We start from the raw sequence: 14,969 nt of genomic DNA, 5'->3' as shown, positions 1-14,969 counted from the left end.
GGAGAACCAGATGGTCGAACGCTCGGATGATGCCGCCGCTGCCGCCTCGCTGATGGAACGGATCCTTTACGAGGTGAAGAAGGTCGTGGTCGGGCAGGACCGTTTCCTCGAGCGCGTGTTGGTGGCGCTGCTGGCGCGCGGGCACCTCCTGGTCGAAGGCGTGCCGGGCCTTGCCAAGACGCTGACCGTCAACACGCTGGCGCAGGCGATGCAGGGCTCCTTCAAGCGTATTCAGTTCACGCCCGACCTGGTGCCTTCGGATCTGGTGGGTACCAGGCTCTACAATCAGAAGACCGGCGATTTCTCCACCTCGCTCGGCCCGGTGTTCTGCAACCTTCTGCTGGCCGACGAGATCAACCGCGCGCCAGCGAAAGTGCAGAGCGCGCTGCTGGAGGTGATGCAGGAGCGGCAGGTCACGATCGCAGGCGAGACCCATAAGGTCCCCAATCCGTTCGTGGTGATGGCCACTCAGAACCCGATCGAGACCGAAGGCACCTATCCGCTGCCGGAGGCCCAGGTCGACCGCTTCATGATGAAGGCGCTGGTCGGATATCCTTCGGCCGAGGAGGAATTCGTGATCGTCTCGCGCGTCACCGGAGTGATGCACACGGTGGCGAAGGTGGCGACGACGGAGCAGCTCGCAGAGCTGCAAACACGCAGCAGGGGCCTCTTCGTCGATCCCTCGCTGATCCAGTTCGCGGTGAAGGTGGTAGGCGCGACGCGCAACCCAACGCAGGTGGGCCTTGCGGAGACGGCCCGGCTGATCAGTTTCGGCGCCAGCCCCCGCGCCTCGATCGGCATGATCGAGGCAGGCCGTGCGCTCGCCTTCCTGCGCGGGCGCGACTACGTGCTGCCGGAGGACGTCCTCGACGTCACAGCCGACGTGCTGCGCCACCGCATTGTGCTGTCCTACGAGGCGCTCGCCGAGGAGGTGACTGCGGATGACATCATCACTCGCATCCTCAAGGTGGTGCCCGCGCCCGAAAAGCCGCTGGAGGGCCATGTCAAGCTCACCGCATCAGCCTGAGGCGCTACTCAAGCGCCTTGAATGGACTGTCATCCGGCGGCTCGACGGGCTGCTGCAGGGCGACTATCGCACGCTGTTCCGAGGCTTTGGGCTCGACCTCGCGGACCTCAGAGAATACCAGCCTTTCGACGACGTGCGCCACATCGACTGGAACGTGACGGCCCGGACACAGTTTCCGCACGTCCGCATCTACAATGAGGATCGCGACCTCACCGCCTGGCTGCTGCTCGACCTCAGCCCGTCGGTCGATTTCGGCGGCGGGGCCGTGAGCAAGCGCCAGGTCCTCGGCGAATTTGCCGCGGTGCTTGCCCGCCTGCTGACACGCCGCGGCAACAAGGTGGGTGCGATCCTCCATAACGGCCTTGACGATTTCGTCCTGTCGCCGGCTGCCGGGCGGCGGCACGTGCTTCATCTCATCGAGCAGGTGTTCTCGCGGCCGCGGCTGCTGCGGGCGCCGCAGACCGATCTCGCGGCCTTCATCAAGCGTTCCCTGGCTGTCATGCGCCGCCGCTCGCTAGTCTTCCTGGTCTCGGATTTCATCTCGGTGCCAGGGTGGGAGAGGGCGCTTTCGATGCTCTCGCGCCGGCATGAAGGCATCGCGGTGCGCCTGGTCGATCCGCTCGACGTGGCGCTGCCGGATCTCGGCTTGCTGGCCTTCCAGGACCCGGAGACGGGTGAGCAGTTGTTCGTGGACACCACCGACAAGGCATTCCGCAGGCGCTTCGTGGCCATCGCCGCACAGTCGGAAGAGGCGCAGATGCAAGCCTTCGCTCGGGCGGGCGTGGATGTGCTGGAATTATCGACCGGGGAGGATCTGATCGACGCTGTCCTGCGTTTTGCAGAATTGCGCAAGGCGCGGACAAGGTTGGCGAGCGGTGGAGGCATGCCGGCACATGTGGGCGCGGTGGCGAGTGGGCCCGCAAACGGCATGGGGGAGCCGCCATGACCTTTATCTGGATCGACGCCCTCTGGCTGCTGCTGCTCGTCCCCCTGCTGGTTGCCGCCTATCGGTGGCTGCTGCGGCGCAGGAAACAAGCCGCGCTGCGCTATGCCAATCTGGCGCTCGTGAAGCAGGCCATGGGCAGGGGCCTGAACTGGCGACGTCATTTGCCGCCGGTCCTGCTGCTTGTGGCAGTGACGGTGCTGATCCTGGCGATAGCCCGGCCTGCGGCCATCCTTACGCTTCCGTCCAATCGGGCTTTGGTGATCCTCGCCATGGATGTATCAGGCTCGATGCGCGCCCAGGACATCGCACCAAGCCGCATTGCGGCCTCCCAAGCCGCGGCCAAGCAGTTCATCGCCGACCTGCCGAACAACGTGGAAATCGGCATTGTGGCCTTTGCCTCGACGGCGCTGCTGGTGCAGGCGCCTACCATTGATCGCAGCGCGCTCAACGATGCCATCGACCGCTTCCAGTTGCGGCGTGGCACGGCCATCGGCGACGGCATCCTGATCTCGCTGGCGACGATCTTTCCCGACGAAAAATTCGACGTCTCCCCGGGCAGTTCCATAGACCCGGGAACGGATCAACTCGGAGCGCAGATGAATGCCGGCCCCGGCAATCGCTCGCTCGACGACCAGACGCAGCCGCCTCGGGCCGCGCATGTGCCGGTGCCGCCGGGCTCCTACGACAACGCCATCATCGTGCTGCTGACGGACGGTGCGACCACGACAGGCAAGGACCCGATTCAGAGCGGGCAGGTGGCGGCCAATTACGGCGTGAGGGTCTACACGGTGGGCTTCGGCTCGCCGGAGGGCAGCGTCGTCGATATGGGAGGCTTCACGATGCGGGCACTGCCCGACCTCGACACGCTCAAGAAGATCGCCAGCGCCACCAATGCCGAGTTCTTCAACGCCCAGTCGGCCGACGACCTCGCCAAGGTCTACAAGTCGCTATCCGCCAAGGTGGTGGGCGAGCGCAAGCTGACCGAGATCTCGTTCATCTTCGCTGGCGCCGGCGCACTGCTGGCCATGCTTGCCGGCGGCCTGTCGATGCTGTGGTTCGGCCGCATCGCCTGATGTCGATCGCAAGATGACGCGGCCGCTTGGGGCCAGGCCCGCAGCACTATTTTCCAATTCATCGAGAACAGGCGACGCGCTGTCATTGCGCTGTCAAGTTGTAGCGTCACAAAAACAGTGGGGACTGGGCATCCGGAGGCATGAATCCGGAAATTAGGGGCGTCTTCGTCTCAATTATCGCCGCGATACATTTTACGGCATTGTCCAATAGGAAAGTCCACATAATGGTCGATTTAGCTGGACGGGCAGAGGAGCCCCAGGAAAGGTCTGTTCAAGACCACATTGACGAATTGCCCATGTGGGCTGACGGCACGCGACTGCCGTCGGCGCCGATGACGGGCATGCAGTGGCTGATCTGGTCGCTCGCTGCCGCAGGAAAGTTCTTCGAGGGCTTCGTGGTCTTCATGACGGGCGTGGCGCTGCCGCTCCTGTCGAACGAATTCAACATCGGCGCGGCCGAACACGGCATCATCGGCGCGGCCAGCCTTGCCGGCATCCTGGTCGGCGCGGTGTGGCTGGGCGGCCTCTCCGACCACTTTGGCCGCAAGCCGATGTTCGTGGCTGAGATGGTGCTGTTCTGCGCCTTCCTGGTCGGCCTCGTCTTCTGCCCGAACTATCCACTGCTGGTGATTTTCCTGTTCGGCCTCGGCCTCGCGCTCGGCTGCGACTACCCGACAGCCCATATGATCATCTCGGAAAGCATTCCGAGCACGGCCCGCGGCAAACTCGTGCTCGGCGCCTTCGCCTTCCAGGCCGTGGGCGCCCTCGGTGGTACCGCGGTCGGTTATGCCGTGCTCTCGACTCTGCCGGAGATCAGCGCCTGGCGCTGGATGTACGCCACCGCCATCATCCCCGCCGTGATCGTCACGGTCGGCCGCTTCTATATCGTGGAAAGCGCCAACTGGCTCGCGGCCCGCGGCGAGACCAAGAAAGCGGAAGTCGCGGTACGCCGGCTTCTCGTCCGCAAGCCGCAATATCCCGCCGAGATCAAGCTCGCCTCACGCGATGGCCAGTCGGTCGGCCACGCAGGTGAGAACGGCGGCACCTGGATGTCGCTGTTCAACAAGACCAACAGGCGCGCTACGATCCTCGCCTCCGTACCCTGGTTCCTGCAGGATCTCGGCACCTATGGCATCGGCATCTTCACGCCGACCATCCTGGCCGTAGCGCTCGGCGCCAACTCGGACCATCCGCGCTCGGTCGTCGACCTCATCGCCAATGACATCATGGCGGCAAAGGGGGCGGCCCTGACGACAAGCTTCCTCATCGTCGGCATTCTCTTCGCGGTGGCGCTCGCCGATACCGTGGGGCGTATCGCGCTGCAGGTCTTCGGCTTCATCGGCTGCGCCGTCGGCCTCTTCCTCGCCTCGCTCGCCTCGAGCTTCAGCGGCGGCACCTCGACACTGCTGATCTTCGCCGGCTTCATCCTCTTCAACTTCATGACCAATCTCGGCCCGAACGCGCAGACCTACCTGCTTGCGGGCGAGGTATTTCCCACCGCCATTCGTGGCAAGGGCGCGGGCTTCGCCGCAGCCTTTGCCAAGATCGGCGCGGTGGCTACCGCCTTCCTGTTTCCGATCCTGCTGGTGGCCATCGGCACCACGGCGCTGCTCTACGGGCTGATCGTGGTTTCGATCCTCGGCGCTATCGTGACCTGGCTCTTCCGGATCGAGACTACGGGCGTCAGCCTCGACCAGTTGGAGAAGCCCACGGGCCTCACCGCTGGCCAACCGATGATGGCACCGGCCGAGTGACTTATTATCGGGCACAAGTCCCGGGCAGTCCCAGCACATCCACCGCCCGAACAGCTTTGAGGGCAGGGCGGTGGGCCTGGACCGGTCCGGATTGCGATGACCAAATCCTCAGGAGAATTCAATGCGAGCCGATCGTTTGACGTCGGCGGCGCCAACCCTGGCAGCCGTCTTGATCGCGGGATTGCTTGCCGTGCCGGCGCTGGCCGACGACATCAAGCTTACCGAGACGGGTTCGACCCTTCTTTATCCACTCTTCAATGTCTGGGTGTCCGAATACACCAAGACCCACCCGGGCGTGACGATTTCGACCGCGGGTACCGGCTCGGGGGTAGGGCTCGACCAGGCCCTGTCGGGCGGCGTGCAGATCGGCGCTTCCGACGCCTATATGAGCGACCAGCAGGCGCGCCGCAATCCGCAGATTGTCGACATTCCGATGGCGATCTCGGCCCTGACGGTGAACTACAACATCCCTGGCCTCGGCTCCAACAGCCTGAAGCTCGACGGACCGACGCTGAGCGACATCTATACCGGCAAGGTGAAGATGTGGGATGACGGCGAGATCGCCGGCCTCAACCCCGGCGTGAAGCTGCCACACCAGACGATCATCCCTGTCCGGCGCTCAGATGCCTCGGGCGATACCTTCGTCTTCACCCAATATCTGACCTTCTCCACGCCCTCGTGGGAAGACAATATCGGGTATGGCACCACGGTGAATTGGCCGGCGGTGTCGGGCAGCCTCACGGCGGAAGGCAATGACGGCGTGCTGAAATCCGTGCAGCAGACGCCATATTCGCTCACCTATGTCGGCGTCAGCTATCATGCCGACGTGGACAAGGCGGCTCTTGGCACCGCGGCGCTCAAGAGTTATTCGGGCGAATTCCTGTTGCCGACGCCCGATACCATCGCCGCTGCGGCTGCCTCGCTCGGCCCGCGCACGCCTGTCGACGAGCGCCTGACCCTGGTCAACGCCCCAGGCGCCAATGCCTATCCGATGGTCAATTACGAATATGCCATAGTCTCGACCAAGCAGGCGAACCCGGATGTCGCGACAGCCATGCGCCGCTTCCTGCACTGGGCTTCGGCGCCGGACGAGACCAACCAGAAATATCTCGACGACGCGCATTTCATCGCACTTCCGCCGCATGTCTGGGTGCTGACCTACGACCAGATCGAAGCGATCCAGTAAGGCGGGCCGATGAACTCGGGCTCGCCGCCGCCTCACTTGCGGTAGCGGGCTTTTTGCTCTGGGCGGACTGACCGAGAAATCCTCGGAAACCTCGGCTTTTTGTCATCACCCGGCTTGTCCGGGTGATCCGGGAAGGCGCAGACATAGGAAAAGAAGGTGTCTGGATGCCCGGGACAAGCCCGGGCATGACAAAAATTGGCCTGTTTCGATCGCGCGGCAACTCGCGGCCAAGCTCTCACGACTTGGCGGAGATCGCGCTTAGCTCCTCGAGATCGAGATCGCGCTCCAGTTCCTGGAGCGTCTCTTCGTCGATTTCGCCCGAGCGGTGGAGCCGGATGAGTTCCGCCCGTCCGGCCGCAATCGCCTCCAGCACCAGATCGAAATGGGCATGGAGCCGCGGGGCGTATTGTTCCTCTTGTCCGACATAGTCGACGATCATCGTGGCCCTACGCTGATAGCGTTCCAGCAGGCGGGGATGTATGAGGTTGCCCTCGCTGTCATAGGCCCGGTTCTCGATGATCTTCGCCTGCACCTGCGCCATCGCGGCCTCTGCCTGGCTCATGCTGAAGCGCGCCCTTTCGGATATCGGCTCGCTCAGTCCGGCCCAGCGGATCAGGACACCAAGGCTCGTGCCTTGCAGGAGCACGGTGCCGAGGATGACGGCAAAGGCCGTGACCAGGGTGAAATCGCGGCCTGGAAAGCCGTCTGGAACGCTGAGCGCCAGCGCCAGCGTGACCACGCCGCGCACGCCCGCCCAGCTCAGCACGGCACCGGAACGCGCGCCGAGCGGCGCATAGCGGCGCAGGCCCAGGCTACGGCAGGCCATGATCACCACGTCGGAGCCGAACACCCAGGCAAAGCGCGCAAGCGTCAGCGCGAGCAGGATGATTAGAATCGGCCCACCCATCTCATGAATTACCACACCAAAACCGCCGACGCGCTCGACAACGCCCCGTAGCGAGGAGCCGATCAGCATGAAGACCGAGGCTTCCATGAGAAAGATCATCACGGTCCAGAACGAGGTGCCGCGCATGCGTACCGAGGCCGAGAGCACGGTGTGCTGATGCCAACCCATGATCAGGCCGGTGGTAACCGTGGCAATCACGCCGGAGACGTGGAACATCTCGCCCAGCAGGTAGGAAGGCCAGGCTGCCATAACCGAGGCTGCGATCATCAGATATTCGTCGCCGAGGCGGCGCACCAGCAGAACCCAGGCCGCGCCGACGGCGCTGCCGATGAGTGCACCGCCGATCGCCAGGATGAAGAAACTGCCAAGGGCATCGACGGTGTTGAAGGCACCGGTGACGCCCGCCGCGATGGCGAAGCGAAACAGCACCAGGCCACTCGCATCGTTGAGCAGGCTCTCGCCCTCGAGAAGGATGAGGAGGCGCCGAGGCAGCTTCACGCTCTGGAGTATTGCCCTGGCCGAAACGGCATCGGGCGGTGAGACGATCGCGCCCAGTGTCGCGCAGGCGGCCCAAGGCAGTGATGGCAACAGCCAATGCGTCACCACCGCGACCACGACGGTGGTGAAGACCACCGCGCCGACCGCAAGCGAAGCGATGCCGATCATATGCCGCTTGAGATGTCCCAGGGCGATAACCCAGGCACCGTCCATCAGGAGCGGCGGCAGGAAGATGACAAGCACCAGGCCGGGATCGAGAGCGATGACCGGCAGCCCCGGCACAAAGGCAAGCAGTGCGCCACCCGTGAGCAGCGCCACGGACGGCGGCAAGCCGAGCCTGTGCGCCACATAATGCAAGGCGATGATCGCCAGCAGCATGACGATCACCAGTTCGAACAAATGCGTCGGATCCACGAATCCCCCCGATACGGCTCCAGTTATCGAACCTGAAGCACTATAGGGGGACGACGGGTTCAAACGCTATCCTTCGCCCGATATCCAGGCTCAGGCGCAGGAACGCTGCGTTTTATGTTCCATAATATATCTTATGCGAATCAAGGATGCCGCTGTCCCCCGCCGTTGGCGTCGGTCCCTACGTCTGAATCAAACAAGCAATATCGGAGTCTCGCGGCGGCGTTGAATGTGAGCTTTTCCATCTCGTCTCCATCGGCAGACCCCTTGGTGCGCTCAGATATCCAAGTCCGTTTGTGCGTAATTGAGGAAGTACGCCGTGAACAGCGTCGCCCCCAGATACGCAAACGCGTCGGCTAGTTGCCCATCGCTCCAGCCGCCTTCCTGAGCCGCCTTCCAGGTGGCGTCGGTAACGTTTCCCGAACTGGCAGCCGCCTGCCTGACCAGGCCGGTCAGCACGTCGATTTTGGTGTCGTTCGTCGGGGTGCCCGTCGTCAAGGCAGTGACCTGCTCTTCGTTCCAGCCATTCATCTGGGCGAGCCGACTGGCGATACGGATCATGTAGCCGTTGCCGACCCCGCCCGCCGCCGCGAGAGTCAGTGCCGCACCCACCCTTGGGTCGAAAGTGGTGTGCTCGGCAAGCACGGCGCGCAGCGACGTGTATGCTGTCAGCACAGCCGGAGAATGCGCCATCTGGGCATGTAGATTCGCCGGGCGTCCCATCGGGGTTGCCTCCACGATCTTTTGCAGGAGCGGGCGCGATGCTGAAGGGGCGTCCTCGACTGTGTGGGTTGGGATCCGGCTCATCGGTATCACCTCGTTCATGGGTTGCTGAATGTGCTGGACGAGCGGACGTCCTATGCGGCTCGAAGAAGCCTGTCCCAATCCTGCGCCCTCGCCCAGGACTCGAAGTCTTGAAAGTGGATGTCAGGAAATTCTCGGCGGAGCGCCGCAGGATCGAACGTGTAGCCGACACGGTCGAACCAATCGTACATCTTGGCCGCGTCCTCACTCATGCGTTGTCGGATGAGGTCGAGCGGGACCTGGAAATAGGTGAACGGGCGACCGGTGACACGCGAGAGGACGGCAAGGACATCGTTGCCCGTCAGCTCGTCGCCCCCGAGGTCGAAACGCTTGCCTGCGAAACGGCCTGGGTCCTCGAGGAGGCGAACGGAAACGGCGCCGATATCCGCGACGGCGACTTGCGCGAGCCGCCTCGTCGGCGGCAGTGGCGTGGCATAGATGCCCTTCGCCAGTTGCTCCGTGCCGAAATAGAGGTTTTCCATGAAATAGACAGGTGCCAGGACCGTGGCGCGTACGCCGATCTTGGCAATGTGCTTTTCGACTTCGTACTTGCTGTCGAAGTGCGGGATGCCGGTTTGTCGATTGGCGGAGCCCACCGAGGTGAAAACGAGGTGCACGCCTGCAGCTTTGGCGGCGTCCGCGGCGGAGATGCCCTGTCTCGTCTCGGCTTGTGGGCCCCCTTCGAAAGGCGTCGTCATTGCGAAGAAGGAGGTCGCTCCTTCGAGTGCTTTCGCGAGCGCGGCCGTGTCTTCGAGGGATGCGTGGACGAGCCTGACACCCGCGTTTGCGAGCTCCCTCGCCTTCGCAGAGTCGGTACTGCGCGTGACGGCGCGAACTTCGTGACCGCGCTCGAGCAGGTACTTTACCACAGCGCCACCTTGTTTGCCGGTGGCTCCCGTGACGACGACGGCAAGCTTTTGACTCATGACCAATCTCCTTTCACTCGACCAAATGCGGCGAACCGGGCCGCCGCCCGCTTGGTGTGACATCGTGGGGGAATATTCGTTTGTGGGGCGGCGGCAGTGCCAACTGCGCCCCGCGAATTTCGTTGTTCGGCTGGGTCAGGATGATCGGACTAATCGCTGAAATTGGCGTGATCTTTCCGCCAGTGGGACAGTCCGCGCAGACGGACCGAGCGGCAGCCCGAAGCGTTCAATCTACTGAGGCTTGTGCTAATGCGGCCTGACGCCCGATCTGAAGTGTTCGACTCCACCAGGAAAGCTCATCCAGCAGAGCGACGGCCGCCTGTTCAAGATGCGGAAAATCCGCGAAATCCCTGCCCTGCTGCCAGATGCCAAGGAACTCGGTCATGCCGACGTTTACGGACTTGGGGATCGGCGCCATCTGAAGTTCGATGGCCACCATGCGCAACTGTTCAATGGCGCGCGCGGCGCCGACACCACCATATCCGACAAAGGCGGCCGGCTTGCGGTTGAATTGCTGGAAGGCGTAATCCAGCGCGTTCTTCAGCACTGCGCTGTATCCATGATTGTATTCGGGGGTGACGAAGACGAGCCCATCAAGCTCGGCCAGTTTCGCCGCCCAGCGCTCAGCGACAGGGTCCTTTGCTGGCATCCAGGCTGGCGATGCCGGCTCGTCGAAGAATGGCATCGGATAGTCGCGCAAATCGATAACTTCGACGCTGAGATCGGTGCGGCGGGCCGCAATCTTGTGAAACCATGAGGCCGCCCGCTCGCTGAAACGCCCCTGTCGTGTCGAGCCGATGACGATGCCGATATGCGGGTTCTTGGACATTTGGACTGCTTCCTTTCAGGCTGCGCGAACAATCGGGACTGAGTGAAATTCCCGCCGTGCCTAAAATCATCGCCACATATTTAATTGACTAGATGGAGATATCGGATTTAACTCCCCCATTTTTCGGAGGAATGTCGGCAGTGCTCGACCTGAATGACATCGGCCTGTTCGTACAGGTTGTTCGCTTCGGCAGTTTCGCAGAGGCGGGACGTCGCCTGGGGATTCCAGCCAATACGGTCAGCCGGCGCATTCAGGAATTGGAAGACCAGCTCGGGGCCCGGCTCATGCAGAGATCGACCCGGAAGCTGAACCTCACCGATGCCGGGCATGAGCTCTACGGCAACAGCGCCGCGGCCGTGGATGGACTGCAACAAGCGGGAGAGGACATGATTGCCGGCGCGCGGATTCCCAAGGGGTTGATACGTGTGGCGATGCCCGCCGACTTCTTCGACTTCTACAAGATGGAATGGGTGGCCGAATTCCTGGCCTCGCACCCGCAAGTGCGTATCGAGTTTGTGTTAGGCGATGCCACGGTCGATCTTATCGAAGAGGGTATCGATGTCGCCTTCCGAGGCAACGCAACGCGTGGCCCGAACTATGTCGTGCGCAAGATCCGAACCCGCTCAATCGGACTTGTCGCCAGCCCCTCCTACCTCGCCGCGCGCGGGACGCCCGCCACATTGCAGGATCTGACCTGTCACGACTGCCTGTTTGTGCCGCAGGCCCGGGATTATGTGACCTGGCGCCTTCAAAGTCACGAGGGGGTCGAAGAGGAGGTTACCGTCACCGGCCGCGTGATGGCGAATACCGCGCGAGCGATCCGAAAGGCAGCGATAGCGGGCCTCGGCATCGCGCTGACACCGATACTTGGGACAGCCGATTTCGCTGCTGGCCGGCTGGTACCGGTGTTGCCCCAATACATGCGCCGCAATCTCGGCATGAGCGTCGTCTATCCCAACCGGGCTCACCTTCCCCTAGCAGTTTCGGCTTTCATCGACTCTGTCGTCGGCAAGATACGCGCCGAATTGTTGGACGAACAAGAATTGCAGTAATTCGCGACAGTTGCCGATCCCAACTTCCGAAGAACGTTATTTCCTGCTCCGACCCCGTACCCGTAGATCGGAATTTTTGCTGCGCTCCGATACATTGCCTTGGAGGCTGTCGAACGGCTCCACCGCACGCCAAAAGGGATATATCTGCTCTTAAAACAATAAAAGAGGCCATCGTAAGCCTCTTAAAAACAATACTCTTTTTGGTTCAAGCGGCTGCAATGAAGGAAATCTGTTCGCGCATGACACTGACGCTTCTCTCTGGGGAGCGCAGCGACATCGCAGCGACATCGCCCGGATATCCCAGACGGCGAGGCAGATTGAGGCAGTCGGCGCTGGAAAGGGATAAGCGCAGCATCGCCCTGCTGGACGAATGTAGCGCCGATATGTATCTCCCTGCCCCTATGATACGTTAAATCAATAGCTTATGCCGATACCCTAATGATTGCTGGAAGCGCTATTTGACGGCGCCGGCCGTCAGTCCCGCCACGATCTGGCGCTGGGCGAACAGGGTCAGCAGCAGGACCGGCAGCGTGACGACAAGCGCGGCCGCGGCCAGCGGGCCCCAGCTCACCTGTTCGAAGGACAGCATGTTGTAGACGGCCACCGGCAGGGTACGCGTCTCGCGGCTTGCTAGCACGATGCCGAACACGAAGTTGTTCCACGAGAAGATCACCGCCAGGATCAGCGACACCACGATGCCAGGCTTGGCGATCGGCAGCGCCACCTTCATGAAGATCTGCCAGCGATTGGCGCCGTCGATCATGGCCGCCTCCTCCAGTTCCAGCGGCGTCGTCTCGAAATAGCCGATCATGATCCAGATGACGATCGGGATGGTCACCACCAGATGGATGATGATCTGCGGCCAGAGCGTACCGAGCAGGCCAAGCGCCTGGAACAGCAGGAACATCGGGATCAGGAAGGACAGGCCCGGCGTCATGCGAGCGATCATGATCACTATCGCGGCTTTGTCTGCCTTGATGCGGGCAATGCCGTAGCCTGCCGGCACGCCCACCACCAGGGCCAGGATCGTCGCCGTACCTGTAACGATGATGCTGTTCCAGAAATAGAGCAGGAAGTCATTGGTGGCGAAGATGTCGGTGTAGTTCGACCAGGCGAACTGCTCGGGAATCAGGATGGGCGGATAGGCGCCGTTGTCGATCTCGTATTTCAGCGACAGCGACAGCATCCAGATAAAGAAGAACAGCGCCGGCGAGACGATCACGAAGGCCAGGAACAGCGTGCCGGCCATGCGCAGGAGACGGTGAAACGTCATGACGACACCTCCTCACACATTCCATTTGGCGCGTTGGCGCAAATGCAGCAGCACCAGGGACATCAGGATGATGATGACGAAGAAGACGACGGCGATCGCCGAGCCATAGCCAATGTCGTAATAGGAGAAGGCGACGTTGTAGAGATAGAGGTTGATCGTCTCCGACGCCGTGCCGGGGCCGCCCTGCGTCATCGCGTAGATGATGTCGAAGCTCTTCAGAGCGTCGATGGAGCGGATGATCACCGCGATCATCATGAAAGGCAGGATCATCGGCAGCGTGATGTAGCGGAATTTCTGCCAGCCATTGGCACCGTCGATCATGGCGCTCTCAAAGGGCTCGCGCGGCATGGAGGCAAGGCCGCCCAGCACGATCAGCATGATCAGCGGGGTCCACTGCCAGGTTTCCACCAGCACCAGCGAGGGAATCACCGTATTCTGGTCGAAGATCCAGGCTTGCGGCGGAATGTGAGCCAGCGAGAGCAGATAGTTGAGCACGCCGAGCTGGGGGTGGAACATCATGGTCCAGACCAGCGCGATGGCAACGGGCGTCGCCATCATCGGCATCACGAAGATGCCGCGCAAGAGACCGCGCAGCGGCATCTTCGAGTCGAAGACGAGCGCGGCGATCGTGCCGAGGATAAGCGGTGCCACCACGGAGAGCACGGTGTAATAGAGCGTATGCCCCATCGACTCCCAGAAACGCTCGTCGCCAGCGAGGCGGACATAGTTGGCAAGGCCGACGAAGCGCTGGGCTGAGCCGACCTGCCACTCATTGCCGCTCATCCAGATAGTGAAGACCCATGGGAAAACGATCACAGCCCCCACGACCACCAGGGCCGGGACGATGAAGGGCCAGTAGCCCGGCCGCGGCGTCTCCTTGAACGCCGCGGTGGCTGGCATGCCGGTGTCGGCCGGGCTCGCGGCGGTCATTGCGCCTCGCTGCGGGCGAGCACCGGCTTGAAGGCCTCGGTCGCCTTCTTCATCTCGGTGGCCGGATCTGCGCCGCCCAGCAGGTTGGTGAGACCGACGCCGATAATGTCCCGGAACTCGGTGACGGGGATGATCACCGGCAGGCAAAGCTGGCTGATCGGCGCCGATTGGGCCACCGCATCGACCCAGGAGCCGGGCATGGTCACGCCCTTTCGCACCTCGGCATCATCGAGCACGGAGTTGCGGAACGGCACGCCGCTTCCCGATTGCAGTAGCCTTGCCCCCATCTGCTTGGAGATGGCCCACTGGCAATAGAGATAGGCCGCTTCCTTGTTGGCGGAAGCCGCGGTGACGCCGATGCCGTCGCCCGTGGTGGGAGCGGCCTGCGTCACCGGTCCCTTGGGGATGACGCTATAGCCGACCTTGCCGACCACGCGCGACTTCTGCGGGTTCTCCAGCGGCGGGGCAAAGCCGACGCCGTCCATCCACATGCCGATCTTGCCCTGCAGGAAGGCGGACTGGCACTCGGCCCAGTTGAAGCCGGTGACGCCGCGTGGCGCCGACTTCGTCATCAGGCGCTGATAGAGGGCTGCGGCCTCTATCGCCTCGGGCGAGTCGGTCTGCAGCGAGCCGTCGGGACCGATCGAACTCTTGCCGTACCCGAGCAGCAGGCTGGTCCAGACCGGCACATTGGCATTCTTGGCGCCTCGTGCCACGAAGCCGAAGACGTTGTTGTCCGCGTCGGTGAGCGTCTCCGAGGCCTTCACCATCTCATCGAAGTTCTTGGGATATTCAAGCCCCTTGGCGGCGAAGAGATCCTTGTTCCAATAGACGATCCAATAGTCCACCGAGAAGGGCAGCGCGCCGAAGCGGCCATCCTTATCCTTGGCGAAGGCCAGGCCTGCGGTGGCAAAATCGCTCTCCACCAGCGACGGGTCGGTAAGCTCGGGATTCTTCAGGAATGGGTTGAGGTCGGCGAGCCAGCCGCCCTTCTCGAATTGCCGCTTCTGAACGTGATAGCTGATATGGATGACGTCGAAGCTCGGCTTGCCGGAGGTGAGTTCGATCACGGCCTTCTGGCGCTGCTGCTGCTCCGGCGTCTGCTCGGAATTCACCTTGATTCCAGTGAGTTCCTCGAACTCCTTCTGGTACTTCTGTAGTGTGTCACCGCGCGGGCTCTTGATCAGGTTCACCTCGAGGGTGGTCCCTGCATATTTCTTCCAGTCGACTGCCGCGAAGGCGGGCCTGATGCCGGCGAGGGACGCCGCGCCCATGGCGACGGAACCGGCAAGGAACTGGCGGCGTGTCGGCTTCCCAAGATCGATACTCAACGTGTCCTCCCCAATTGTTGTT

13 protein-coding genes are annotated in these 14,969 nt (G+C 62.5%); 6 read left to right on the top strand and 7 right to left on the bottom strand.

Translation table 11 applies throughout. From position 1 onward, the window contains the following. The first annotated feature begins 10 nt into the window (after window positions 1–10). The 5 genes from ACMDCR_RS17870 to pstS all read left to right on the top strand — a co-directional run bounded on the left by ACMDCR_RS17870 (window position 11) and on the right by pstS (window position 5,986). Window positions 11–1,027, top strand: coding sequence for an AAA family ATPase (locus ACMDCR_RS17870; RefSeq protein ID WP_413987899.1), 1,017 nt, complete (start codon window positions 11–13; stop codon window positions 1,025–1,027). Continuing rightward, window positions 1,002–1,973, top strand: a complete 972-nt coding sequence (locus ACMDCR_RS17865; RefSeq protein WP_413987898.1) for a DUF58 domain-containing protein — start codon at window positions 1,002–1,004, stop codon at window positions 1,971–1,973. Before ACMDCR_RS17870 ends, ACMDCR_RS17865 begins: the two co-directional genes overlap by 26 nt. After that, window positions 1,970–3,046: a VWA domain-containing protein gene (locus tag ACMDCR_RS17860; RefSeq protein WP_413987897.1), complete on the top strand. Its 1,077-nt coding sequence runs from the start codon at window positions 1,970–1,972 to the stop codon at window positions 3,044–3,046. Before ACMDCR_RS17865 ends, ACMDCR_RS17860 begins: the two co-directional genes overlap by 4 nt. A gap of 296 nt (window positions 3,047–3,342) precedes the next feature. Further along, on the top strand, window positions 3,343–4,800 hold the full coding sequence (locus ACMDCR_RS17855) for an MFS transporter (protein ID WP_413987896.1): 1,458 nt from the start codon (window positions 3,343–3,345) through the stop codon (window positions 4,798–4,800). Between the two features lie 121 nt (window positions 4,801–4,921). After that, window positions 4,922–5,986 (top strand): phosphate ABC transporter substrate-binding protein PstS, encoded by a 1,065-nt coding sequence (pstS, locus tag ACMDCR_RS17850; RefSeq protein ID WP_413987895.1) that lies wholly within the window; start codon window positions 4,922–4,924, stop codon window positions 5,984–5,986. A 235-nt stretch (window positions 5,987–6,221) separates the two neighbouring features. Here pstS and ACMDCR_RS17845 read toward each other — a convergent pair whose 3' ends face one another. The 4 genes from ACMDCR_RS17845 to ACMDCR_RS17830 form a co-directional block, all read right to left on the bottom strand. Then, the gene (locus ACMDCR_RS17845; RefSeq protein ID WP_413987894.1) at window positions 6,222–7,805 is read right to left on the bottom strand and encodes a Na+/H+ antiporter; all 1,584 of its coding nucleotides are present in this window, start codon (window positions 7,803–7,805) and stop codon (window positions 6,222–6,224) included. 273 nt (window positions 7,806–8,078) lie between these two features. After that, window positions 8,079–8,627 (bottom strand): hypothetical protein, encoded by a 549-nt coding sequence (locus tag ACMDCR_RS17840; protein ID WP_413987893.1) that lies wholly within the window; start codon window positions 8,625–8,627, stop codon window positions 8,079–8,081. A gap of 32 nt (window positions 8,628–8,659) precedes the next feature. After that, window positions 8,660–9,532 (bottom strand): NmrA/HSCARG family protein, encoded by an 873-nt coding sequence (locus ACMDCR_RS17835; protein ID WP_413987892.1) that lies wholly within the window; start codon window positions 9,530–9,532, stop codon window positions 8,660–8,662. 226 nt (window positions 9,533–9,758) lie between these two features. Beyond that, window positions 9,759–10,361, bottom strand: coding sequence for an NADPH-dependent FMN reductase (locus tag ACMDCR_RS17830; protein ID WP_413987891.1), 603 nt, complete (start codon window positions 10,359–10,361; stop codon window positions 9,759–9,761). 140 nt (window positions 10,362–10,501) lie between these two features. Between ACMDCR_RS17830 and ACMDCR_RS17825 the strand changes: the two genes are divergently transcribed. After that, window positions 10,502–11,413 (top strand): LysR substrate-binding domain-containing protein, encoded by a 912-nt coding sequence (locus ACMDCR_RS17825; protein ID WP_413987890.1) that lies wholly within the window; start codon window positions 10,502–10,504, stop codon window positions 11,411–11,413. 454 nt (window positions 11,414–11,867) lie between these two features. Here ACMDCR_RS17825 and ACMDCR_RS17820 read toward each other — a convergent pair whose 3' ends face one another. From ACMDCR_RS17820 to ACMDCR_RS17810, 3 genes are read right to left on the bottom strand one after another with little or no spacing between them, the layout of a single operon-like run. Then, window positions 11,868–12,686, bottom strand: coding sequence for a carbohydrate ABC transporter permease (locus ACMDCR_RS17820; RefSeq protein ID WP_413987889.1), 819 nt, complete (start codon window positions 12,684–12,686; stop codon window positions 11,868–11,870). Between the two features lie 12 nt (window positions 12,687–12,698). Beyond that, a complete protein-coding gene (locus tag ACMDCR_RS17815) occupies window positions 12,699–13,586 on the bottom strand; it encodes a carbohydrate ABC transporter permease (protein ID WP_413993658.1) in 888 nt (295 codons plus the stop codon). A gap of 26 nt (window positions 13,587–13,612) precedes the next feature. Then, on the bottom strand, window positions 13,613–14,890 hold the full coding sequence (locus ACMDCR_RS17810; protein WP_413993657.1) for an ABC transporter substrate-binding protein: 1,278 nt from the start codon (window positions 14,888–14,890) through the stop codon (window positions 13,613–13,615). Window positions 14,891–14,969: the final 79 nt, after the last annotated feature.

The organism is Labrys okinawensis (assembly GCF_047345005.1).
GTDB lineage: Bacteria > Pseudomonadota > Alphaproteobacteria > Rhizobiales > Labraceae > Labrys > Labrys okinawensis.
Note: the sequence above shows the minus strand (reverse complement) of the source record. Positions and strands in the feature narration are given on the sequence as shown.